This is a genomic window from Pseudomonas sp. TREG-RG-20F-10-E-6-01, assembly GCF_022662455.1.
GTDB lineage: Bacteria > Pseudomonadota > Gammaproteobacteria > Pseudomonadales > Pseudomonadaceae > Aquipseudomonas.
In genome coordinates, this window is record NZ_JAKNQP010000001.1 from 741,933 (window position 1) to 761,477 (window position 19,545).

General features: G+C 59.9%; 23 protein-coding genes. 10 read left to right on the forward strand and 13 right to left on the reverse strand.

Translation table 11 applies throughout. From position 1 onward, the window contains the following. Positions 1 to 28: 28 nt before the first annotated feature. From L8K08_RS03565 to L8K08_RS03575, 3 genes are all read right to left on the reverse strand, one after another. The gene (locus L8K08_RS03565; protein WP_106577224.1) at positions 29 to 214 is read right to left on the reverse strand and encodes a hypothetical protein; all 186 of its coding nucleotides are present in this window, start codon (positions 212 to 214) and stop codon (positions 29 to 31) included. Positions 215 to 516: 302 nt separating this feature from the next. Continuing rightward, the gene (locus L8K08_RS03570) at positions 517 to 1,623 is read right to left on the reverse strand and encodes an NADH:flavin oxidoreductase/NADH oxidase (RefSeq protein ID WP_106577225.1); all 1,107 of its coding nucleotides are present in this window, start codon (positions 1,621 to 1,623) and stop codon (positions 517 to 519) included. 126 nt (positions 1,624 to 1,749) lie between these two features. Continuing rightward, positions 1,750 to 3,651 carry a potassium transporter Kup gene (locus L8K08_RS03575; protein WP_145161742.1) on the reverse strand — a complete coding sequence of 634 codons (1,902 nt, stop codon included), beginning with the start codon at positions 3,649 to 3,651 and terminating at the stop codon, positions 1,750 to 1,752. Between the two features lie 406 nt (positions 3,652 to 4,057). On the opposite strand from L8K08_RS03575, the gene L8K08_RS03580 reads away from it, so the two are divergent. From L8K08_RS03580 to tsaA, 7 genes are all read left to right on the forward strand, one after another. Next, positions 4,058 to 4,381: a type II toxin-antitoxin system RelE/ParE family toxin gene (locus L8K08_RS03580; protein WP_145161739.1), complete on the forward strand. Its 324-nt coding sequence runs from the start codon at positions 4,058 to 4,060 to the stop codon at positions 4,379 to 4,381. Further along, positions 4,378 to 4,713: an addiction module antidote protein gene (locus L8K08_RS03585; protein WP_145161736.1), complete on the forward strand. Its 336-nt coding sequence runs from the start codon at positions 4,378 to 4,380 to the stop codon at positions 4,711 to 4,713. Before L8K08_RS03580 ends, L8K08_RS03585 begins: the two co-directional genes overlap by 4 nt. Before the next feature lie 193 nt (positions 4,714 to 4,906). Beyond that, positions 4,907 to 6,235 (forward strand): 30S ribosomal protein S12 methylthiotransferase RimO, encoded by a 1,329-nt coding sequence (gene rimO, locus L8K08_RS03590; protein WP_177410084.1) that lies wholly within the window; start codon positions 4,907 to 4,909, stop codon positions 6,233 to 6,235. Between the two features lie 99 nt (positions 6,236 to 6,334). Beyond that, positions 6,335 to 6,802, forward strand: coding sequence for a GNAT family N-acetyltransferase (locus tag L8K08_RS03595; protein WP_106577228.1), 468 nt, complete (start codon positions 6,335 to 6,337; stop codon positions 6,800 to 6,802). Positions 6,803 to 7,013: 211 nt separating this feature from the next. Further along, positions 7,014 to 7,724: an rRNA pseudouridine synthase gene (locus L8K08_RS03600; RefSeq protein WP_242194352.1), complete on the forward strand. Its 711-nt coding sequence runs from the start codon at positions 7,014 to 7,016 to the stop codon at positions 7,722 to 7,724. 68 nt (positions 7,725 to 7,792) lie between these two features. Further along, a complete protein-coding gene (locus L8K08_RS03605) occupies positions 7,793 to 8,254 on the forward strand; it encodes a DUF1456 family protein (RefSeq protein ID WP_003189058.1) in 462 nt (153 codons plus the stop codon). Positions 8,255 to 8,257: 3 nt separating this feature from the next. Then, positions 8,258 to 8,953: a tRNA (N6-threonylcarbamoyladenosine(37)-N6)-methyltransferase TrmO gene (tsaA, locus tag L8K08_RS03610; RefSeq protein WP_242194354.1), complete on the forward strand. Its 696-nt coding sequence runs from the start codon at positions 8,258 to 8,260 to the stop codon at positions 8,951 to 8,953. Between the two features lie 130 nt (positions 8,954 to 9,083). On the opposite strand, the gene fpr is transcribed toward tsaA, so the two are convergent. Continuing rightward, positions 9,084 to 9,863, reverse strand: coding sequence for a ferredoxin-NADP reductase (fpr, locus tag L8K08_RS03615; RefSeq protein WP_003189055.1), 780 nt, complete (start codon positions 9,861 to 9,863; stop codon positions 9,084 to 9,086). Between the two features lie 124 nt (positions 9,864 to 9,987). Between fpr and L8K08_RS03620 the strand changes: the two genes are divergently transcribed. Continuing rightward, a complete protein-coding gene (locus L8K08_RS03620; protein WP_169368331.1) occupies positions 9,988 to 10,914 on the forward strand; it encodes a LysR family transcriptional regulator in 927 nt (308 codons plus the stop codon). 4 nt (positions 10,915 to 10,918) lie between these two features. Here the strand turns inward: L8K08_RS03620 and L8K08_RS03625 are convergent, their stop codons facing one another. The 3 genes from L8K08_RS03625 to L8K08_RS03635 all read right to left on the reverse strand — a co-directional run bounded on the left by L8K08_RS03625 (position 10,919) and on the right by L8K08_RS03635 (position 12,978). Further along, entirely contained in the window at positions 10,919 to 11,281 is a 363-nt protein-coding gene (locus L8K08_RS03625; RefSeq protein WP_094949927.1) for a diacylglycerol kinase, read from the reverse strand. Between the two features lie 75 nt (positions 11,282 to 11,356). Next, a complete protein-coding gene (gene erdR / locus L8K08_RS03630; RefSeq protein WP_106577231.1) occupies positions 11,357 to 12,007 on the reverse strand; it encodes a response regulator transcription factor ErdR in 651 nt (216 codons plus the stop codon). A 251-nt stretch (positions 12,008 to 12,258) separates the two neighbouring features. After that, complete coding sequence (locus L8K08_RS03635) at positions 12,259 to 12,978, reverse strand: tRNA-uridine aminocarboxypropyltransferase (protein WP_242194356.1); 720 nt, start codon at positions 12,976 to 12,978, stop codon at positions 12,259 to 12,261. 198 nt (positions 12,979 to 13,176) lie between these two features. Here L8K08_RS03635 and L8K08_RS03640 point away from each other — a divergent pair, with 198 nt between their 5' ends. After that, the gene (locus L8K08_RS03640; protein WP_106577233.1) at positions 13,177 to 13,617 is read left to right on the forward strand and encodes a PA3611 family quorum-sensing-regulated virulence factor; all 441 of its coding nucleotides are present in this window, start codon (positions 13,177 to 13,179) and stop codon (positions 13,615 to 13,617) included. 378 nt (positions 13,618 to 13,995) lie between these two features. Then, the gene (locus L8K08_RS03645) at positions 13,996 to 15,108 is read left to right on the forward strand and encodes a TIGR00730 family Rossman fold protein (RefSeq protein ID WP_145161636.1); all 1,113 of its coding nucleotides are present in this window, start codon (positions 13,996 to 13,998) and stop codon (positions 15,106 to 15,108) included. 197 nt (positions 15,109 to 15,305) lie between these two features. Here L8K08_RS03645 and recX read toward each other — a convergent pair whose 3' ends face one another. From recX to L8K08_RS03675, 6 genes are all read right to left on the reverse strand, one after another. Continuing rightward, positions 15,306 to 15,773, reverse strand: a complete 468-nt coding sequence (gene recX / locus L8K08_RS03650) for a recombination regulator RecX (RefSeq protein ID WP_242194359.1) — start codon at positions 15,771 to 15,773, stop codon at positions 15,306 to 15,308. Positions 15,774 to 15,781: 8 nt separating this feature from the next. Then, positions 15,782 to 16,840 (reverse strand): recombinase RecA, encoded by a 1,059-nt coding sequence (gene recA / locus L8K08_RS03655; protein WP_003189042.1) that lies wholly within the window; start codon positions 16,838 to 16,840, stop codon positions 15,782 to 15,784. 83 nt (positions 16,841 to 16,923) lie between these two features. Further along, positions 16,924 to 17,424, reverse strand: a complete 501-nt coding sequence (locus L8K08_RS03660) for a CinA family protein (protein ID WP_106577235.1) — start codon at positions 17,422 to 17,424, stop codon at positions 16,924 to 16,926. A gap of 82 nt (positions 17,425 to 17,506) precedes the next feature. Beyond that, on the reverse strand, positions 17,507 to 17,986 hold the full coding sequence (locus tag L8K08_RS03665) for a lysis system i-spanin subunit Rz (RefSeq protein ID WP_242194362.1): 480 nt from the start codon (positions 17,984 to 17,986) through the stop codon (positions 17,507 to 17,509). Beyond that, a complete protein-coding gene (locus tag L8K08_RS03670) occupies positions 17,974 to 18,531 on the reverse strand; it encodes a glycoside hydrolase family 19 protein (protein ID WP_242194364.1) in 558 nt (185 codons plus the stop codon). Before L8K08_RS03670 ends, L8K08_RS03665 begins: the two co-directional genes overlap by 13 nt. A 6-nt stretch (positions 18,532 to 18,537) precedes the next feature. Beyond that, positions 18,538 to 19,545: a contractile injection system protein, VgrG/Pvc8 family gene (locus L8K08_RS03675; protein ID WP_106577238.1), complete on the reverse strand. Its 1,008-nt coding sequence runs from the start codon at positions 19,543 to 19,545 to the stop codon at positions 18,538 to 18,540.

The following is a 19,545-nucleotide window of genomic DNA, read 5'->3' on the forward strand; positions in this document are numbered from 1 at the left end:
GCCAGCGCCCACACGGTCAACGCGTTGTCTAAAACCGCGACACACTCTTCATCGCCCCTATCAGATACCGCATCGCGACCTGATCGTTTTCGGTCAGGGCGCGATATTGCGCCAGCAATTCGGCCTCATCCGAACTCAACCTGCGGCCACGCAAGAACATCCTGCGGGTTAGAAAAGACGCCACCACACCCGCAACACCATAGGACTTGGCCATGGACTGTTTCTCCTGATATCGATCTAAGACTCCTGTCGCCCATCACCCACCCTCCCTGAGGCGCAATGCCTTCGCGGACACACCGACTGACTCCCTGGGCCAGAAATCAGACTTACCTTAAGCGTAGAAACAATCTCGGCACGTGTGGGATTTTTTTAGAGTATTAACTTAAATAATTCGCTTAGGTAACAAAGACCTACAGCCCTTTCGCACGCGGCAACCGCCAGCGCTGGAAGTCCTCAGAAACGCGCGCAAGAAAAAACCCACCGGGTCAGGGTGGGTTTCGGTGAATCAGGCGCTGGTCAGTCCCGCAGATCAGACTCATGAATCGGCTGATCACGATGGGTCGCCCGTTGGTACTGCGCCGGCCAGGTGGCCTGGCGGCCGCCCAAGTCATCGTCGGCATGCAACGGCCAGTACGGGTCACGCAACAGCTCACGGGCCAGGAAGATGATATCGGCCTGGCACGTGCGCAGAATGTGCTCGGCCTGGGCCGGCTCGGTGATCATGCCGACCGTGCCGGTGGCGATACCCGACTCTTTGCGCACACGCTCGGCAAAGCGCGTCTGGTAGCCGGGGCCGGTGGGGATCTCGGCGTTGGCGGCGGTGCCACCGGACGACACGTCGATCAGGTCTACGCCCAAGTCTTTGAGGCGGCGCGCCAGCTCCACGGTTTCATCCGGGTTCCAGCCGTCTTCCACCCAGTCGGTGGCCGACACGCGCACAAACAGCGGCAGCTCCTGAGGCCAGACCTCACGCACGGCCTGGGTCACTTCCAGCACCAGGCGTATGCGGTTTTCAAACGAGCCACCGTAGTGGTCCTGGCGCTGATTGCTGATGGGCGACAGGAATTGGTGCAGCAGGTAACCGTGGGCCGCATGGATTTCCACCACTTCAAAGCCAGCCGTAAGCGCGCGTTTTGCAGCGGCGACAAAGTCGGCGATCACTTGCTGGATTTGCGCATCATCCAATGGCTTGGGCTGGGTGTGGTTGGGATCAAAGGCAATCGGCGAAGGCCCAACCGGCACCCAACCGCCCTCTTCCGGCTTGACGCTGCCGTGCTTGCCGATCCACGGCCGGTGTGTGCTGGCCTTGCGCCCAGCGTGCGCCAGTTGAATGCCCGCCACTGCGCCTTGGGCAGCAATGAAACGCGTGATGCGTTGCAACGGTTCGATTTGTGCGTCGTTCCACAGGCCCAGGTCCTGGGCAGTGATGCGGCCATCGGCGGTCACGGCGGTGGCTTCGGTGAAAATCAGCCCGGCGCCGCCCACGGCGCGGCTGCCAAGGTGCACCAGGTGCCAGTCATTGGCCAGGCCATCGTCGGATGAGTACTGGCACATCGGCGAGACGGCAATCCGGTTGAGCAGGGTCAATTGACGGAGGGTGTAGGGTTCGAGCAGCTGACTCATGGCGCACCTCTTCTGGGTTCTGTGGGCACTATTCAAACAGTGCTTAGAGCCTAGTCGACAACGGTGGCTTGCATAGGGTTCAGATGGAAAACGGGAGCCGATTGCCGGCTCCCGTGCAGCAGCGGCTTACATTTCGACCTGGGTGCCCAGCTCGATCACCCGGTTGACCGGGAGTTTGAAGAAGCGCAGGTTGCCGTTGGCATTTTTCAACATGAAGGCAAACAGGCTTTCACGCCAACGGGCCATGCCCTTGATGCGCGAGGCAATCACCGTTTCGCGGCTGAGGAAGTAGGTGGTGCGCATCGGGCTGAAATCCAGGTCGTCCAGATGGCACAGCTTGAGTGCCTCGGGCACGTCCGGCTCATCGGTAAACCCGAAGTGCAGGATCACCCGGAAGAACCCTTCCCCATAGGCGTCCACCTCAAAGCGCCGCGAGGCCGGCACACGCGGGATGTCCTCGTAGACCACCGTCAGCATCACCACCTGCTCATGCAGCACCTGGTTGTGCAGCAGGTTGTGCAACAGCGCGTGGGGCACGGCGTCTGGGCGCGCGGTGAGGAACACCGCCGTGCCCTGCACGCGATGAGGCGGCTGCACGCGAATACTGCTGATGAAGATCGGCAACGGCAGGCCGCCCTCGTCGAGACGGTCCACCAACAATTGCTTGCCGCGCTTCCAGGTGGTCATCAGCACAAACAGCACGATCCCCGCCAACACCGGAAAGGCGCCGCCCTGGATGATCTTCGGCACGTTGGCCGCAAAGTACAGACCGTCCACCAACAGGCAGCAAACCAAGACCGGCACGGCGAGTATCGGCGGCCATTTCCACAACAGCAGCATCACCGCCGACACCAGGATGGTGGTCATCAGCATGGTGCCGGTCACCGCTACGCCGTACGCGGACGCCAGCGCATTGGAGGACTCGAAGCCGATCACCAGCAGGATCACGCCGACCATCAGCGACCAATTCACCGCGCCGATGTAGATCTGGCCCTGTTCGGCGCTGGAGGTGTGTTGAATGTGCATGCGCGGGATATAACCCAGCTGGATCGCCTGGCGCGTCAACGAGAACGCACCCGAAATCACCGCCTGGGAGGCAATCACCGTGGCCAGGGTGGACAACACCACCAGCGGGATCAGCGCCCAGCTCGGCGCCAGCAGGTAGAACGGGTTACGCGCGGCTTCCGGATCGCCCAACAGCATGGCGCCCTGGCCGAAATAGTTAAGCACCAGCGCCGGCAGCACCAGAATGAACCAGGCGCGAGCGATGGGTTTGCGGCCGAAGTGGCCCATGTCGGCGTACAACGCCTCGGCGCCCGTCAATGCCAGCACCACCGCACCGAGGATTGCCACACCAATACCAGGGTGAGCCTCGAAGAAACGCACGCCCCACATCGGATTCAATGCGTTGAGCACTTCAGGGTGCAGGGTGATGCCATACACACCGAGGCCGCCGAGCACCAGAAACCACGTCACCATCACTGGCCCGAACAGCTTGCCGATGCGGTCGGTGCCGTGTTTCTGGATCAGGAACAGCGCCACCAGCACCACCAGTGCGATCGGTACGACCCATTTGTCGAGGCCATCGAATGCCAACTCCAGGCCTTCAATAGCCGACAACACCGAAATCGCCGGGGTGATCATGCTGTCGCCGTAGAACAGTGCCGCGCCGCACAAGCCACACACCACCAGGAAACTGCGCAACTTCTTGCGCTCCCCTGCCGCTCGTCGCGCCAACGCCGTCAGCGCCATGATGCCGCCTTCGCCTTGGTTGTCGGCGCGCAACACGAACAGCATGTATTTGATCGACACCACCCAGATCAGCGACCAGAAGATCAGCGCCAGGATCCCCAGCACACCATCATGGTTGACCTGAACCCCGTAACCACCGGTAAACACTTCTTTAAGGGTATAGAGCGGGCTGGTACCGATATCGCCGTAAACCACCCCGACTGCCGCCACCAGCATGCCAATCGGCTTTGCATTGGAATGCTCGGCACCTGCCGCCTGACTATTTGCCTGACCCATCAACCACTCCTGCCCTTTGACCCAAGGTCTTTTATAAACAACGCGCCTAAGCTGACCGTAGCATGCGCTGTTTTACTTCTCGTAACAGACGTTTTATTGACCCAAGGGTTTTACCCATGCGCAACGGCGCGAAGCATAGCGCAGCACTCGTCGCATTTCGCTGCTCAAGTGATTCAGGGAATGCAGTCAGTCAGAGAGGAAGCGGCAATTTGCAGCCTTTTTGCCTGCATTGATCACATTTACGGCCACCCGTATATTTTTGGCCCGGCCCAGTAGTGCCGCCTTCGCGGTGTAAGCGAAAGATTCCTGACCGGCTTACCCGATCAATAAACCATGCCCCTACATGGCGCGCGCAGCCGATATAGAAACTCAATGATCGGCCTGTCTCTTTTAAGGTACATTTCTCATGTACGAAGTGAAACACGTACTGTCAGTCAATGGCGTGGATATCTACCAGGCCTGGCTGGACACCGTGCAGGACACGCGCTCAAAAGCAAGAATCACCACCAGAGTGGACCGCGCGTCCCTTGGTCACTTTGGCGCTACCGAGCCAGTGGGTGGTGGGGTCTTTGAGATGAAACTCGATTTCGGACCTGGGTTTCGCGTGTATTACGCAATCCACGATCGGCAAATTGTTTTTCTGTTGGGTGGTGGATCAAAAGCCAGGCAGCAGAACGATATCGATCAGGCTAAGGCGCTCTGGAAATCTTATAAGGTGCAGCAAAAATGACCATTCGTACTCGTTCTCATGAAGACAGCGTTCTTGAAATGCTTCGAGACGACGAAGCGTTCGCCCTCGAATATCTGTCTGTCGCGCTTGAAGAAATCGATGAAGCGGGTGGTGAAGACGCCTTCCTTGTTGCTATCCGTCGAGTGGCGGAGGCTCGTGGCGGAATGCTCAGCTTGTCGAAAAACACAGGGCTTAATAGGGCGAATCTCTACCGGTCCATCGCCGTCGGCGGCGACCCGAAGCTCTCGACTCTCTTGAAAGTGCTTCAGGCGTTAGGTGTGGGCATGTCTAAAGTTGTAGCGCACCGCGCAGAGCAAGACGTCCGGGCTTAAGAGCCTGGTAAGGATTGTGCGAATCCGCCACTGCAGCACTCGTCGCATTTCCCCGCATAAAGCTGGTCAAGTGCGTTGCCCGTCGCTAGAATTGCGCACTTTTTGATCAGAGGCGCACCAAGCGCCCGTCTACCGCCGTGTCGTGCCCGACTGGCGGCGCCATTCAATACCGAGGTTAGACATGTCCACCACCATCGCAAAAGCCAACCCCAAGGTCGGCTTTGTATCCCTGGGTTGCCCGAAGGCTCTGGTCGACTCCGAGCGCATCCTTACGCAACTGCGCATGGAAGGCTATGACGTCGTGTCCACGTATCAGGACGCCGACGTGGTGGTGGTCAACACCTGCGGCTTCATCGACTCGGCCAAGGCTGAGTCGCTGGAAGTGATCGGCGAAGCCATCAAGGAAAACGGCAAGGTCATCGTCACCGGCTGCATGGGCGTGGAAGAAGGCGCTATCCGCAACGTGCACCCAAGCGTGCTGGCCGTGACCGGCCCGCAGCAGTACGAGCAGGTGGTCAACGCCGTGCACGACGTGGTGCCGCCGCGTCAGGACCACAACCCGCTGATCGACCTGGTGCCGCCGCAAGGCATCAAGCTGACCCCGCGCCACTACGCCTACCTGAAGATTTCCGAAGGCTGCAACCACAGCTGCAGCTTCTGCATCATCCCGTCGATGCGCGGCAAGCTGGTCAGCCGCCCGGTCGGTGATGTGCTGGACGAGGCTCAGCGCCTGGTCAAATCCGGCGTCAAAGAGCTGTTGGTGATTTCCCAAGACACCAGCGCCTACGGCGTTGACGTGAAATACCGCACCGGTTTCTGGAACGGCGCGCCGGTGAAAACCCGCATGACCGAACTCTGCGAAGCCTTGAGCAGCCTGGGCGTATGGGTGCGCCTGCACTACGTTTACCCGTACCCGCACGTGGACGAACTGATCCCGTTGATGGCCGCCGGCAAGATCCTGCCGTACCTGGACATCCCGTTCCAGCACGCCAGCCCGAAAATCCTCAAGGCCATGAAACGCCCGGCCTTTGAAGACAAGACCCTGGCGCGCATCAAGAACTGGCGCGAGATCTGCCCGGAGCTGATCATCCGCTCGACCTTCATCGTCGGCTTCCCCGGCGAAACCGAAGAAGACTTCCAGTACCTGCTGGACTGGCTGACCGAAGCGCAGCTGGACCGCGTCGGCTGCTTCCAGTACTCGCCGGTCGAAGGCGCCCCCGCCAATTTGCTGGACGCTGCCATCGTACCGGATGAGGTCAAGCAAGACCGTTGGGAGCGCTTCATGGCGCACCAGCAGGCCATCAGCTCGGCACGTCTGCAACTGCGCATCGGCCGGGAAATCGAAGTGCTGATCGACGAAGTCGACGAGCAAGGCGCGGTAGGCCGTTGCTTCTTCGATGCGCCGGAAATCGACGGTAACGTGTTTATCGACGATGCCAGCGGCCTGAAGCCGGGCGACAAGGTCTGGTGCACCGTGACCGACGCCGACGAATACGACCTGTGGGCCGTCAAGCGCGACTGATCAAAAAAACCTTAAAAGCCCCGCCTCTGGACAAGATGCGGGGCTTTTTTAGGTCTATCGTTTGCCCATTGGCGTAGAAACAGGCAAGGGGCAGCGGGCATGCGTCAGCTTTCGGCAATTCATACACCCAAACTCAGCGACTTCGCGCACCTGGCGCAACTGTGGGAAGACTCGGTGCGGGCGACCCACGACTTTTTGCCGGACAGCTACATCGTGTTGCTCAAGGAGCTGGTGCTGACGCGCTACCTCGACTCGGTGATGCTGATCTGCACCAAGGACGCGCGCCAACGCATCACCGGGTTCGCCGGCGTGGCGTCAGGCAAGGTCGAAATGCTGTTTATCGACCCGCAGCACCGTGGCCAGGGCCTTGGCCGGCAACTGCTGCGTTATGCGATCGAGCACATGAACGCCGACACGCTGGACGTCAACGAACAGAACCCGCAGGCCCTGGGCTTTTACTTCAAGCAGGGCTTTGAGGTGATCGGACGGGCGGAGCATGACGGGCTGGGCCAGCCGTATCCGTTGCTGCACATGCGTTTGCGCCAGCAGCAACTGCGCAGAGGCTGACGCAACACAGAATAAAATGCGGGAGCCGGCTTGCCTGCGAACGCGGTGGCCCCATCAGCACACCTTGGCTGATACACCGCCTTCGCGAGCAAGCCAGCTCCCACATTTTGAACCGTGTATTGACCAATAAAGCCCCTGCGCTGAAATGGAGCCGGGATTAACCCGCGCCAGGCAGGTACAATAGCTGCCCCATTTTGCTACGGCCCTTGTCATGACTGACCCCATACGCCTCTCCAAACGCCTTATCGAACTGGTCGGTTGCTCCCGTCGGGAGGCTGAGCTGTTTATCGAAGGCGGCTGGGTCTCGGTGGACGGCGAAGTGATCGACGAACCGCAGTTCAAGGTCACCACCCAGAAGGTCGAGCTGGACCCAGAGGCCAAAGCCACTGCACCGGAGCCGGTGACCATTCTGCTGCACGCGCCGGCTGGCGTGGACGCGGAAACGGCGATGGCCTCGATCAGCGCCGAAACCCTGTCCGAAGAACACCGCTTCAGCAAACGCCCGCTCAAGGGCCACTTCCTGCGCCTGACCGCCAGTGCCGACCTGCAAGCCAAGGCCAGCGGCCTGCTGGTATTCACCCAGGACTGGAAGATTCTGCGCAAGTTGACCGCCGATGCCGCCAAGATCGAGCAGGAATACGTGGTGGAGGTTGAAGGCGACATGGTCGCCCACGGCCTCAATCGCCTGAACCACGGCCTGACTTACAAAGGCAAAGAGCTGCCCGCCGTGAAAGCCAGCTGGCAGAACGAAAACCGCCTGCGCTTTGCGATGAAAAACCCGCAGCCGGGCGTGATCGCGCTGTTCTGCGAAGCCGTTGGCTTGAAAGTCATCGCCATCCGCCGCATCCGCATTGGCGGCGTGTCCATCGGCAAAGTGCCGGTCGGCCAATGGCGTTACCTGTCCGGCAAAGAGAAGTTCTAAGCCGCTGCCCCTTTCTCGACGCCGCCTGAGTAGGCGGTGTCCTCAGTTGAATACCAGGATTGCCCACCATGATTCACAACGACGTACTGCGCAGCGTGCGCTACATGCTCGACATCAGCGACAACAAGATGGTCGAGATCATCAAGCTCGGCGGCATGGACGTGACCAAGGAGGACCTGCTGACCTACCTCAAGAAAGATGAGGAAGAAGGTTTTGTGTTCTGCCCGGACGACGTCATGGCGCACTTCCTTGACGGCCTGGTGATTTTCAAGCGCGGCAAGGACGAAAGCCGTCCGCCGCAGCCGATCGAAACCCCGGTGACCAACAACATCATCCTCAAGAAGCTGCGCGTGGCCTTCGAACTGAAGGAAGACGACATGCACGCGATCCTCAAGGCCGCCGAGTTCCCGGTGTCCAAGCCTGAGCTGAGCGCGCTGTTCCGCAAGTTTGGCCACACCAACTACCGCACGTGTGGCGACCAGTTGCTGCGTAACTTCCTCAAGGGCCTGACGCTGCGGGTTCGTGCGTAAACCATGAGCTACAACGTCTCCCCCGTCGGCTTCGTGCGCTCCTGCTTCAAGGAGAAGTTCGCCATCCCACGCCAACCGCAACTGGCGCCTGCCGCCCGCGGCGTGCTGGAACTGGTGGCGCCGTTCGACGGGGGTGAGGCCGTGCAGGGCCTGGAGCAGGTCAGCCATGTCTGGTTGCTGTTTCTGTTCCACCAGGCCCTGGAAGACAAGCCGCGCCTCAAAGTGCGCCCGCCGCGCCTGGGCGGCAACACGTCCATGGGTGTGTTCGCCACCCGTGCAACGCACCGCCCGAACGGCATTGGCCAGTCGGTGGTGAAGCTGGACAAGGTCGAACCCGGCCGACTGTGGATTTCCGGGATTGATCTGCTCGATGGCACGCCCGTGTTGGATATCAAGCCGTATGTGCCGTATGCCGACATTATCGAGGGCGCCACCAACAGCATCGCCAGCAGCGCACCGCCGCTAATTCCGGTGCAGTGGCTGAAGACTGCCCTGTTCCAGGCACAAGGCCATGCTGAGCGCCTTGACGAGCCCTTGGTGGCGTTGATCGAGCAGTGTTTGGCGCAGGATCCACGACCGGCATATCAAACGCCGGGGCCGGAGCGCGAATATGGCGCGCAGTTCTGGGATGTGGATGTGCGCTGGCACTATCCAGAGGCGGGCCTCATCTGTGTACTGGAAGTGCTTGCTGCTGGATAAACCGGAAAAAATGTGGGAGGGGGCTTGCCCCCGATAGCGGTGGTACATTCAACATCTCTGTTGACTGACTTGGCGCCATCGGGGGCAAGCCCCCTCCCACATTTAGATCTTCTTTGTTGCCCTGACTGTTTTACTTCTCGACGAACGCACGCTCGATCAAGTAATCACCCGGCTCACGCATACGTGGCGAAACTTTCAGGCCGAAGCTGTTCAACACTTCGCTGGTTTCGTCCAACATGCTTGGGCTGCCGCACAGCATGGCGCGGTCGTCTTCAGGGTTGATCGGTGGCAGGCCGATGTCGCTGAACAGCTTGCCACTGCGCATCAGGTCAGTCAGGCGGCCTTCGTTTTCGAATGGCTCGCGGGTCACGGTCGGGTAGTAGATCAACTTGTCACGCAGGGCCTCGCCGAAGAATTCGTTCTGCGGCAGGTGCTCGGTGATGAATTCGCGGTAGGCGACTTCGTTGACGTAACGCACGCCGTGGCACAGGATCACCTTTTCGAAACGCTCGTAGGTTTCCGGGTCCTGGATCACGCTCATGAACGGCGCGAGGCCAGTACCGGTGCTGAGCAGGTACAGGTGTTTGCCCGGCTTCAAATCGTCAAGCACCAGGGTGCCTGTCGGTTTTTTGCTGATGATGATCTCGTCGCCTTCCTTCAAGTGCTGCAATTGGGAAGTCAGCGGGCCATCGGGCACCTTGATGCTGAAGAACTCCAGATGCTCTTCCCAGTTCGGGCTGGCAATGGAGTAAGCGCGCATGAGCGGGCGGCCATTTGGCTGTTGCAGGCCGATCATCACGAACTGACCGTTCTCGAAGCGCAGGCCCGGATCGCGGGTGCACTTGAAGCTGAACAGAGTGTCGTTCCAGTGATGAACACTGAGGACACGCTCGTGGTTCATGTTGCTCATGTACGGGGGACTCCTGGAAATGGGTCTGCGCCAAGATTGAGGTGCGCAATTGCACAGCATTCTAATGGCGGCGACAATATCTGTTAACTGGATTATTAAGATAAGGGTTATCGGTTATATCGATATGCGATTTACTCTCCGTCAACTGCAAGTTTTCGTCGCCGTCGCCCAGCAGGAAAGCGTCTCACGCGCTGCTGGCCTTCTGGCCTTATCTCAATCCGCCGCCAGCACCTCGATCACCGAGCTGGAGCGTCAATCCAGCTGCCAATTATTCGACCGCGCGGGCAAACGCCTGAGCCTCAATGCCCTCGGCCATCAGCTGTTGCCGCAGGCGGTGGCACTGCTGGACCAGGCCAAGGAGATCGAAGACCTGCTCAACGGCAAGTCGGGCTTTGGCTCCCTGGCGGTTGGCGCCACCCTGACCATCGGCAATTACCTGGCCACGCTGTTGATCGGCAGCTTCATGCAGCAGCACCCCGAGAGCCAGGTGAAGCTGCATGTGCAGAACACTGCGCATATCGTGCATCAGGTAGCGCACTACGAAATTGACCTGGGTCTAATCGAAGGCGACTGCAGCCACCCGGACATCGAAGTGCAGACCTGGGTGGAAGATGAGCTGGTGGTGTTTTGCGCGCCGCAGCATCACTTGGCCAAACGCGGCGTGGCGACCATGGAAGAGTTGACCCATGAAGCCTGGATCCTGCGCGAACAAGGCTCCGGCACGCGGCTGACCTTTGACCAGGCGATGCGACATCATCGCAGCGCGCTGAATATCCGTCTGGAGCTGGAACACACCGAGGCGATCAAACGCGCGGTGGAATCGGGCTTGGGGATTGGCTGCATTTCCCGGCTGGCGCTGCGCGATGCGTTCCGCCGTGGCAGCCTGGTGCCGGTGGAAACCCCGGACCTGGACCTGGCCCGGCAGTTTTACTTCATCTGGCATAAACAGAAGTACCAGACCTCGGCAATGCGCGAGTTTCTGGAACTGTGCCGCGCCTTCACCGCCGGGGTTCAGCGCAGCGACGAGATCGTGCTGCCGAGCATCGCCTGATGCTTTAGATCAGAATCACGGCCCACACCAGGGTAATCATGGTCAGCGCCACGAATTGCGCGGCGCTGCCCATGTCCTTGGCGTTTTTCGACAGCGGGTGCAGGTCGAGGGAAATCCGGTCGATGGCCGCTTCCACCGCGGAGTTGAGCAGTTCGACGATCAGGGCCAGCAGGCACACCGCGATGAGCAAGGCTCGCTCGACCCGGCTGACGTGTAGGAAAAAGCTCAGCGGAATCAGGATCACGTTGAGCAGCACCAACTGACGGAATGCCGCCTCGCCAGTGAAAGCCGCACGCAGGCCATCCAGGGAATAGCCCCCTGCGTTGAAGATACGTTTGATACCGGTTTGACCCTTGAAAGGCGACATAGATGTAGGCAACTGAACCAAAGTAGTGGGGAAACTAGATCACGCAAAGTCAAAAAAGCGTGAATCGGCAATGTCTTAGTGCTGCGAAATTGACTCAAGTTGTTGCAAGAGCAGCGCCGCCTGAGTACGCGTGCGCACGCCCAGCTTGCGAAAAATCGCCGTCACATGGGCCTTGATGGTCGCTTCCGACACGCTCAATTCGTAAGCAATCTGCTTGTTCAGCAAGCCTTCGCAGACCATGGTCAACACCCGAAATTGCTGGGGCGTCAGGCTGGCGAGGCCATCACGGGCGGCCTTGGCTTCGTCGGACACGTTGATTTCTTCAAACGCTTGCGGCGGCCAGGACACATCGCCGTCAAGCACGGTACGCACGGCTTTCTGGATCGCTTCCATTGAACTGGACTTGGGAATGAAACCGCTGGCGCCAAACTCCTTGGAGCGCACCACCACGTCAGCTTCTTCCTGGGCCGAAACCATCACCACCGGGATCTGCGGGTATTGCCCGCGTAACAGCACCAGCCCGGAAAAACCGTAGGCGCCGGGCATGTTCAGGTCGAGCAGCACCAGGTCCCAGTCGGATTTTTCGGTGAGTCGTGCTTCCAGCTCGGCAATGCTGGCCACTTCAACCAGTCGCACGTCCGGGCCAAGGCCCAGGGTTACCGCCTGATGCAGCGCACTGCGAAACAGCGGGTGGTCATCGGCTATCAGGATTTCGTATGTGGCCATTGATTAAATGATCCTGTTTTTTATGGCAGCCCTGACGGGTTCAGGGTTCGCCAGTACACAAGGCAACGGCCAGGCAGCCACCGCCAAGGGCAGGCTCAGCGTCAAAAACACCTGCAACGACGCTGAAAATTCACGGTTACGCTCCAATCGGCGCCCAGCATGCCCAGCGTAGCCTGGGGGGTCAAGCACTACGCCCGTGGGCATTTTAGCGAGTTGCAGGTTTACAGTGCCATCATGCAAACGTCGTCTGGTCATACCGCCGGGACGTGGGGCGAGAGGCGCGCATGAACGCTGTCCGACGGGTCCAGCGGCAACAGGAACTTGGCCGCCAGGTAATGGGTGCTGAATACGTCAAGGTAAGCATCCAGCACTTCACTGGCCGCCTGATCGCTGGCCAGCTCCAGGCACAGCGCCGCGACTTCGGCGGTGCAAAAATGATCATCCCGCTTGGAGCGGCGCAGCTTGTAGCGCGACAGCTGTTCAGGCGCCAGGCTCAACACGGGCAAGTGCTCAAGGTAGGGGCTCTTGCGGAACATCTTGCGCGCTTCACTCCAGGTACCATCCAGCAGGATGAACAACGGGCGCTTGCCCTCCTCCACCTTCACCTCACTGACAACCCGCTCTGGCGCGACGAATTCGCCGGGAAACACGATGTAGGGTTGCCACTGCGGGTCGGCCAGCAGGGTCAGCAACGCGGGATCGACCTCGGTGCGCGACCAGGCGAACGCGGTGGTGTCGTCAATCACATCGGCAATCAGCCAGCCTGTGTTGCTCGGCTTCATCGGCTCCACATCGTGCATCAGCAGGCACATCGCCGAACGCGCCTCTACCTGCGGCCGCCAGGCACACAGGCAATATTCGGGAATCACCCGGCAGCCGGGGCAACGTTCGGCGCGCGAACCTCGGTTGAGGAACGGGCGCACGGCCCGCGCCAGCCGCTGGGTACGCAAGCGGGAAACGGCATGGCTCATCGGGTGCAACCCGTAGAAGGCAAAATCGACACTGGGGGAACTCGAGACAGGCTTAAGTGGCGGCAGTTTACCAGAGCCGCCGGCACTTCTGAGCGATACGCCTGGCTGTAGTGGCAGGCGCTCACCTATAATTGCGCGCCACTGAACGCACAGCGCAGTGGCTGGTCTATGCACCAGTAACCGAATCAGGAGATTTTCATGCTGCGTTCCATGCTGCGTCTTGTTGCCCCATCCGTCGCCCTCGCGCTGGTATTGCCCATGGGCGCCCACGCGGCCTCGCTGCTGGAGGCCCAAATGAACAGGAAGCTGCAAAGCGTCGCGGCCGAAAGCAACAAGGACCTGCCCCGGGAAATCGATGAAAAAACCCTGGAAGTAGCCTACACCGTTGAAGGCATGCAGCTGATCGATCACCTCAGCGTGCAGCCTGACCGTGCCGAACAGATGCGCGCCAACCCCAAGGCCGTGTATTTCCAGCTGGGTCAAAGCGTGTGCCTGAACAAGGGTTACCGCGAGTTGATGGCCAAGGGTGCCGTGATGCGCTATGACATCTCCGAGAACAAGACCAACCGCCCGGTGGCGTCGGTCAAGTTCGTCGAAGCCGATTGCCCGGCACCTGCCGCAGCGAAGAAGAAAAAGTAACGATTGCTCGACCATCGCGCGCTGCTGTCCTGTGGCGCGCACTTCCCTCGCTGCCTATGCTTGCCGACGACTAAACTGCTTGATGTGCGGCCAATAACCGGTTGCCAGCCAAGGGTTTTTCGGCTCATGATCAAGTCATCCCGACCGCCTGCCCCGCGCATTTTCCACGCCGTTCTGTAACATTTTCAGGGCAAAAGAGGGTTGCCCTCCTGCGACTTGCAGTGCAAAGGTTTCCAAATCACAAGGAACATACAGAGCCCGCTTCGCCGCTCGGTGCATACCGTGCAATGCCCCTGGCGTGCAGCGACACATGCAGTGTCGTGGCCGCGGACGAATACCTCGCCGAGGGCCCAGGTTCTGTGAAGAAGGAGAAGTTGAATGCCTTACGAATCGAATGACCGTCTGCTCCGTCATTTTGAAGAACACGGGACCGACCTCACTCAGCAGGTCGACGCGCAACTCCAGCTGGTCGCGCCCAGCAGCCCGAACATTCCCCTTTATCGCGACATGATCCTCACCGTTCTGCGCATGGCCCAGGACGATCGCAACCGTTGGAACGCCAAAATCACCTTGCAGGCGATCCGCGAGCTGGACAATGCCTTCCGCGTGCTCGAACAGTTCAAGGACCGCCGCAAGGTGACCGTGTTCGGCTCGGCACGCACACCGGTTGAAAGCCCGTTGTACGCCCTGGCCCGGGAAGTCGGCGCCCAGCTGGCGCAATCGGACCTGATGGTGATCACCGGCGGTGGCGGCGGCATCATGGCGGCAGCCCACGAAGGCGCCGGCCTGGAACACAGCCTGGGGTTCAACATTACCCTGCCGTTTGAGCAGCACGCCAACCCGACCATCGACGGCACTGAGAACCTGCTGTCCTTCCACTTCTTCTTTACCCGCAAGCTGTTTTTCGTCAAGGAAGCCGATGCGCTGGTGTTGTGCCCGGGCGGGTTCGGCACCCTGGATGAAGCGCTTGAAGTGCTCACCCTGATCCAGACCGGCAAAAGCCCACTGGTGCCAGTGGTACTGCTGGATGCTCCGGGCGGCGGCTTTTGGCAAGGCGCTTTGGACTTTATCCGCAGCCAGCTGGAAGCCAATCGCTATATCCTGCCCACCGACCTCAAGCTGGTCCGACTGGTACACAGTGCTGAAGAAGCCGTGGACGAAATCAACCAGTTCTATGCCAACTTTCATTCCACGCGCTGGTTGAAGCGTGAGTTTGTGGTGCGCATGAACCATCCACTCAGTGAACGGGCGCTGGCTCATTTGCAAAGCGAGTTTGCCAGCCTGCGGCTGAGTGGTGAGTTCCAGCAGCTTGCCTATACCGGCGAGGAACACGATGAGCCGAGGTTCAGCCATTTGACGCGCTTGGTGTTCAACTTCAATGGCCGCGATCAAGGTCGACTGCGAGAGTTGGTGGATTACATCAACCTGCCGGAAAACTGGGCACAGGCTCAGGGGAAAGCGCAGCAGCGAGTAACGCCCGAGCCAGCATGATTTTTTGAAGGCAAAAAAAAAGGCCCACTATTTTCATAGTGGGCCTTTTTAATTTACCGAGTTCGATCAGATGCAGCAGATTCGATGTGGGAGCTGGCTTGCCTGCGATGGCATCATCGCGATCCTACTGGGAAACCGAAGCGTCCACATCGCAGTCAAGCCAGCGCCTGGATTCTAAATTTCAGCAGCTTGAAAGCTCAGTCTTCCATGTCTCGGCCGCTCAACAGGCGGCTGATCATATCCATCGAAAACCCGCGATAACTCAGGAAGCGACCTTGCTTAGCACGCTCCCTGGCATCAATCGGAAGATGGCCGGCAAACTTGCGGCGCCAGGTATCTTCCAACTGCGACTGCCAACTGATACCGCACTCACGCAGGGCGAGGTCGATATCAGCGCGTTGCAGACCGCGCTGGCTCAGCTCTTCGCGAATTCGCGCCGGGCCATAGCCGGAGCGCGCGCGGTAGGAGACAAAGCTTTCCAGGTAACGCGCTTCCGACAGAAGCCCTTCTTCCGTTAAGCGGTCGAGGGCAGTTTCGATCATCTCGGGCTCTGCACCGCGCTGACGCAGTTTACGCATCAGCTCGACTCGACCATGCTCGCGTCGAGCGAGCAGGTCCATCGCAGTGCGCCGAACGGCGACGAGTGTATCCAGTACAACAGTCATCGTTTGCTTCAGATGTCAGTGTCAGCTTCTTCGACTTCCTCAACCGGCTCACGATTGGCAGCAGCTTTCACGTCTGGCGCTGCGGTCAGCAGCTTGTCGCGAATCTGCTTCTCGAGCGTGGCGGCGATATCCGGGTTGTCTGCCAGGAACTTGGCCGAGTTGGCCTTGCCCTGACCGATCTTGCTGCCGTTGTAGGCATACCAGGCGCCGGATTTCTCGACGAAACCGTGCAACACGCCCAGGTCGATCATCTCGCCGTTCAGGTAGATACCCTTGCCGTAGAGAATCTGGAACTCAGCCTGACGGAAAGGTGGAGCCACTTTGTTCTTCACGACTTTAACGCGGGTTTCGCTGCCGACAACCTCGTCACCTTCCTTCACCGCGCCAGTACGACGGATGTCCAGACGGACCGAAGCGTAGAACTTCAACGCGTTACCACCGGTGGTGGTTTCCGGGCTGCCGAACATCACGCCGATCTTCATACGGATCTGGTTGATGAAGATCACCAGGCAGTTGGCGTTCTTGATGTTACCGGTGATTTTACGCAGCGCCTGGGACATCAGGCGGGCTTGCAGGCCCACGTGCATGTCGCCCATTTCGCCTTCAATTTCAGCTTTCGGTACCAGGGCTGCCACGGAGTCGACCACGATCACGTCGATGGCGTTGGAGCGCACCAGCATGTCGGTGATTTCCAGGGCTTGCTCACCGGTGTCCGGCTGGGAAACGAGCAGGTCGTCTACGTTGACGCCCAGTTTGCCGGCGTATTCAGGATCGAGGGCGTGCTCGGCGTCGACGAACGCGCAGGTGGCGCCCATTTTTTGCGCCTGGGCAATCACCGACAGAGTCAGAGTGGTTTTACCGGAAGATTCAGGACCGTAGATTTCGACGATACGGCCTTTTGGCAGGCCGCCAATGCCGAGCGCGATGTCCAGACCCAGAGAGCCAGTGGAAATAGCCGGGATCGCCTGACGGTCGTGATCGCCCATACGCATTACGGCACCCTTGCCGAATTGACGTTCGATCTGACCCAGGGCCGCAGCCAAGGCTTTCTTCTTGTTGTCGTCCATTAAAGTCCTCACGTAATCAATAAGGCCTGACGGCCAACACCTGTATAAGTAGACAGTATTGTTCCACAAAGATCGAAGATCGCCTACCCCTGTTTTTCTATTTCTAGTGCAGCTCGTCGCAACAAGCCCTCAAGCGCGGCTTTTACCGTTTGTCGGCGGACCTCGTCGCGGTTGCCGGGGAAGTGCGCAAGCTCGGCCGTCACCTCTTCGCCAACCCCAAACGCCAGCCAGACGGTGCCGACCGGCTTGTCCGGCGAACCGCCGTCAGGCCCGGCGACACCACTGACCGCCACGGCAAAGCGCGACAGGCTTTTTTCCTGTGCACCGCGGACCATCGCCTCCACCACTTCCTGGCTGACAGCGCCGACTTTGCCGAACAGTTTCTCCGGTACGCCCAACTGCCGGGTCTTCTGCCGGTTGGAATAGGTGACATATCCCGCCTCAAACCAGGCCGAACTGCCCGGAATCCGCGTAATCGCTTCGGCAATACCGCCGCCGGTGCACGACTCGGCAGTGGTGACGTGGGCATTGAGCACCTGCAAACGGCGACCCAGTTCAGCGGCCAGTTGAGTGATTTCCTTCACGGTCGACTCCAGAAGTAGGCGGGGGATTTGCCTACCCTACAGGAGCAAATCGCACGCGCAAGCAACAGACTGGATCAAGATGCTAACGCCCGACGGCGCGCACGTACGCTTGGCAGGCACGTAAGGCGATCAGGGCGTTATCGCCGTCGTCGGTGATGGCGATAATTCGTTGAGCATGCGCCGGGTCAAGTCGGGCTCGCGGGGCTGCATGAACCACGCCGCCGGAAGTGGTGGCGGCTGGCATTGGGCAGCCGAGGGTACGGTCGGTGGCGTCGAGAAGGACTGACAACCGCACATCAGCAGTGGCCAGGCGGTCGCGCAGAGCAGCTTGATTACGCTGGGCATCAATCAATTCCTGGGCATGTTGTCGGTCGCTGGCACTGAGTTGCTGCTCCAGCGCCAGCCGTTTTTTCTGCTCTGCCTGCTGTCGAAGCGAGGCCGCATGAGCGTTTAGATCCGCCTGCTGCTCAAGCTGCGTACCATATCGCCACGCCTGCACCTGCCAAACCGCAACCACCAGCAAACACACGCCGATCAGCCGTAACCCGCCTAAGAAGCGCACAACACCGCCTTCGCCCGGGCCCACAATTGCAGACGGTGCTCCAGCCCGCTCAACCCACCGTTGATGCGTCGGGTGATGGTGGTGAACTGGTCCTTGTCGGCCAGCTCATTCAAACCGTTGCTTTGCCAGAACCACGCCGCAGATTCACACGCCCACTGCGGCTGCTCCAGCAACTCGGGCTGGCGCAGCAGGCGATCGTCGCCAAACAGCGCCTGGCTGCACGCTAGGTAATTGCGCCGACCCGTAATCTGGATCAGTCCCCGGCCCCGATACTTCTGGCCATCGCCGTCCGCTTCGGGGGTGTTGCCCAGGCGTGCGGCCAAGATGCCGGTGTCGTATTTGCTGAGGTATTGGTCGCTGCCCAACTCGCGCACGTAGCGCAGCTCACCAGATTCGTGGCCGACTTGCGCGAGGAACGCAGCGATGCGCTTGGTTTGGCCGATCTCGAACCTGGACATTGCAGTGTTCAATGCGGACAAAAAAAGGCCCGCAACAGGGCGGGCTCCGGGCAGGATTTGAACCAGTTGAGAAAGCGTTATAGCCATGGGTCCTCACTCGGCCGCGGATAAACCGTTGGCCATGATCGTGCATCGATAACTCTCGCTGCGCTTGCCACTGGAGGTCACCGTCTTGATCGACCAACGGCCGCGCATAAAGTCGGGCCACGACTCGTCCAGCAGCAACAGGCCTTCAGCGCCGAACAAGGGGTTTCCGGGGCAGATCACATTGACCTGCATCCCTTCGCGCCCCACTCGGCGCATCTCGCCCTCGGCAGCGGTTCTGGCTTCAGCCTCGTTCTGGTAACGCTGCGTCACCACCTTGAACGGCGCGATGCCCACCTGCACCACCCGTTGTTTACCGGCTGCCGCGTCCCACCAGGACGTTTGTGCGCCCAGGTAAGTAGCGCGACTGGTTTGGGTAAAGCTGGCGGTGATAAACGCGCGATCACCCGGACGATTGTCGCGGGTGATCGACAACGGCACGACCGGCAAGACCTTGCCCGACAGCGATTTTGTCTGCCCTTTGCGGCCCAGCACGTACAGCTCGTCGACAGGCTTGGCCACGGCATCGAAGCGATTGGCCAGACGCGTGAGAAACGCCATGTCACTTTCATTGGTCTGGTCGATGTGCGGGATATGCTCGCCTTCCAGATCAGGCGCCACGCGCGGTGAAAAACCGTAGCGCGTGGTCAATTGGCGAAACAGCGCACCCAGGCTGATCGGCCCGTGACTGGCGGTGCGCCGCTTCTTGAATTCGGGCTCATCAAAGGGCGCCGCCGTCGCCACCAGCACCAGACGCAGCGGGAACAGTGACGGTGTGCGCTGGGTGATTTTGAAGCGGCCCTTGTCCACCAGGCCCGACTCCCGATACCCGATGCGCAGGCCGATACGCCCGCCCAGGCTGGGCAGCCCTTCAAGGCCCTCGATGTCGAGTGTCAGCTTGAGCTGGTCGGACGTAAACCCGGCCATGTCGGTATGCTCCCACTCCAATAGCCGCTCATTGAGGAGCGCGGCATTGGCACCGTAAATCTCCACCACGGGTGTAAATCCAAGTGTCAT

Coding starts and splice junctions, on each gene's coding strand:
- L8K08_RS03585 (WP_145161736.1), top strand. CDS start 4,378: ATGACCATTCGTACTCGTTCTCATGAAGACAGCGTTCTTGAAATGCTT.
- recA (WP_003189042.1), bottom strand. CDS start 16,840: ATGGACGACAACAAGAAGAAAGCCTTGGCTGCGGCCCTGGGTCAGATC.
- L8K08_RS03625 (WP_094949927.1), bottom strand. CDS start 11,281: ATGTCGCCTTTCAAGGGTCAAACCGGTATCAAACGTATCTTCAACGCA.
- L8K08_RS03640 (WP_106577233.1), top strand. CDS start 13,177: ATGCTGCGTTCCATGCTGCGTCTTGTTGCCCCATCCGTCGCCCTCGCG.
- L8K08_RS03565 (WP_106577224.1), bottom strand. CDS start 214: ATGGCCAAGTCCTATGGTGTTGCGGGTGTGGTGGCGTCTTTTCTAACC.
- recX (WP_242194359.1), bottom strand. CDS start 15,773: ATGACTGTTGTACTGGATACACTCGTCGCCGTTCGGCGCACTGCGATG.
- L8K08_RS03575 (WP_145161742.1), bottom strand. CDS start 3,651: ATGGGTCAGGCAAATAGTCAGGCGGCAGGTGCCGAGCATTCCAATGCA.
- fpr (WP_003189055.1), bottom strand. CDS start 9,863: ATGAGCAACATGAACCACGAGCGTGTCCTCAGTGTTCATCACTGGAAC.
- L8K08_RS03635 (WP_242194356.1), bottom strand. CDS start 12,978: ATGAGCCATGCCGTTTCCCGCTTGCGTACCCAGCGGCTGGCGCGGGCC.
- L8K08_RS03645 (WP_145161636.1), top strand. CDS start 13,996: ATGCCTTACGAATCGAATGACCGTCTGCTCCGTCATTTTGAAGAACAC.
- L8K08_RS03600 (WP_242194352.1), top strand. CDS start 7,014: ATGACTGACCCCATACGCCTCTCCAAACGCCTTATCGAACTGGTCGGT.
- L8K08_RS03595 (WP_106577228.1), top strand. CDS start 6,335: ATGCGTCAGCTTTCGGCAATTCATACACCCAAACTCAGCGACTTCGCG.
- L8K08_RS03670 (WP_242194364.1), bottom strand. CDS start 18,531: ATGGCTATAACGCTTTCTCAACTGGTTCAAATCCTGCCCGGAGCCCGC.
- erdR (WP_106577231.1), bottom strand. CDS start 12,007: ATGGCCACATACGAAATCCTGATAGCCGATGACCACCCGCTGTTTCGC.
- L8K08_RS03580 (WP_145161739.1), top strand. CDS start 4,058: ATGTACGAAGTGAAACACGTACTGTCAGTCAATGGCGTGGATATCTAC.
- L8K08_RS03605 (WP_003189058.1), top strand. CDS start 7,793: ATGATTCACAACGACGTACTGCGCAGCGTGCGCTACATGCTCGACATC.
- L8K08_RS03620 (WP_169368331.1), top strand. CDS start 9,988: ATGCGATTTACTCTCCGTCAACTGCAAGTTTTCGTCGCCGTCGCCCAG.
- tsaA (WP_242194354.1), top strand. CDS start 8,258: ATGAGCTACAACGTCTCCCCCGTCGGCTTCGTGCGCTCCTGCTTCAAG.
- L8K08_RS03675 (WP_106577238.1), bottom strand. CDS start 19,545: ATGACACTTGGATTTACACCCGTGGTGGAGATTTACGGTGCCAATGCC.
- L8K08_RS03570 (WP_106577225.1), bottom strand. CDS start 1,623: ATGAGTCAGCTGCTCGAACCCTACACCCTCCGTCAATTGACCCTGCTC.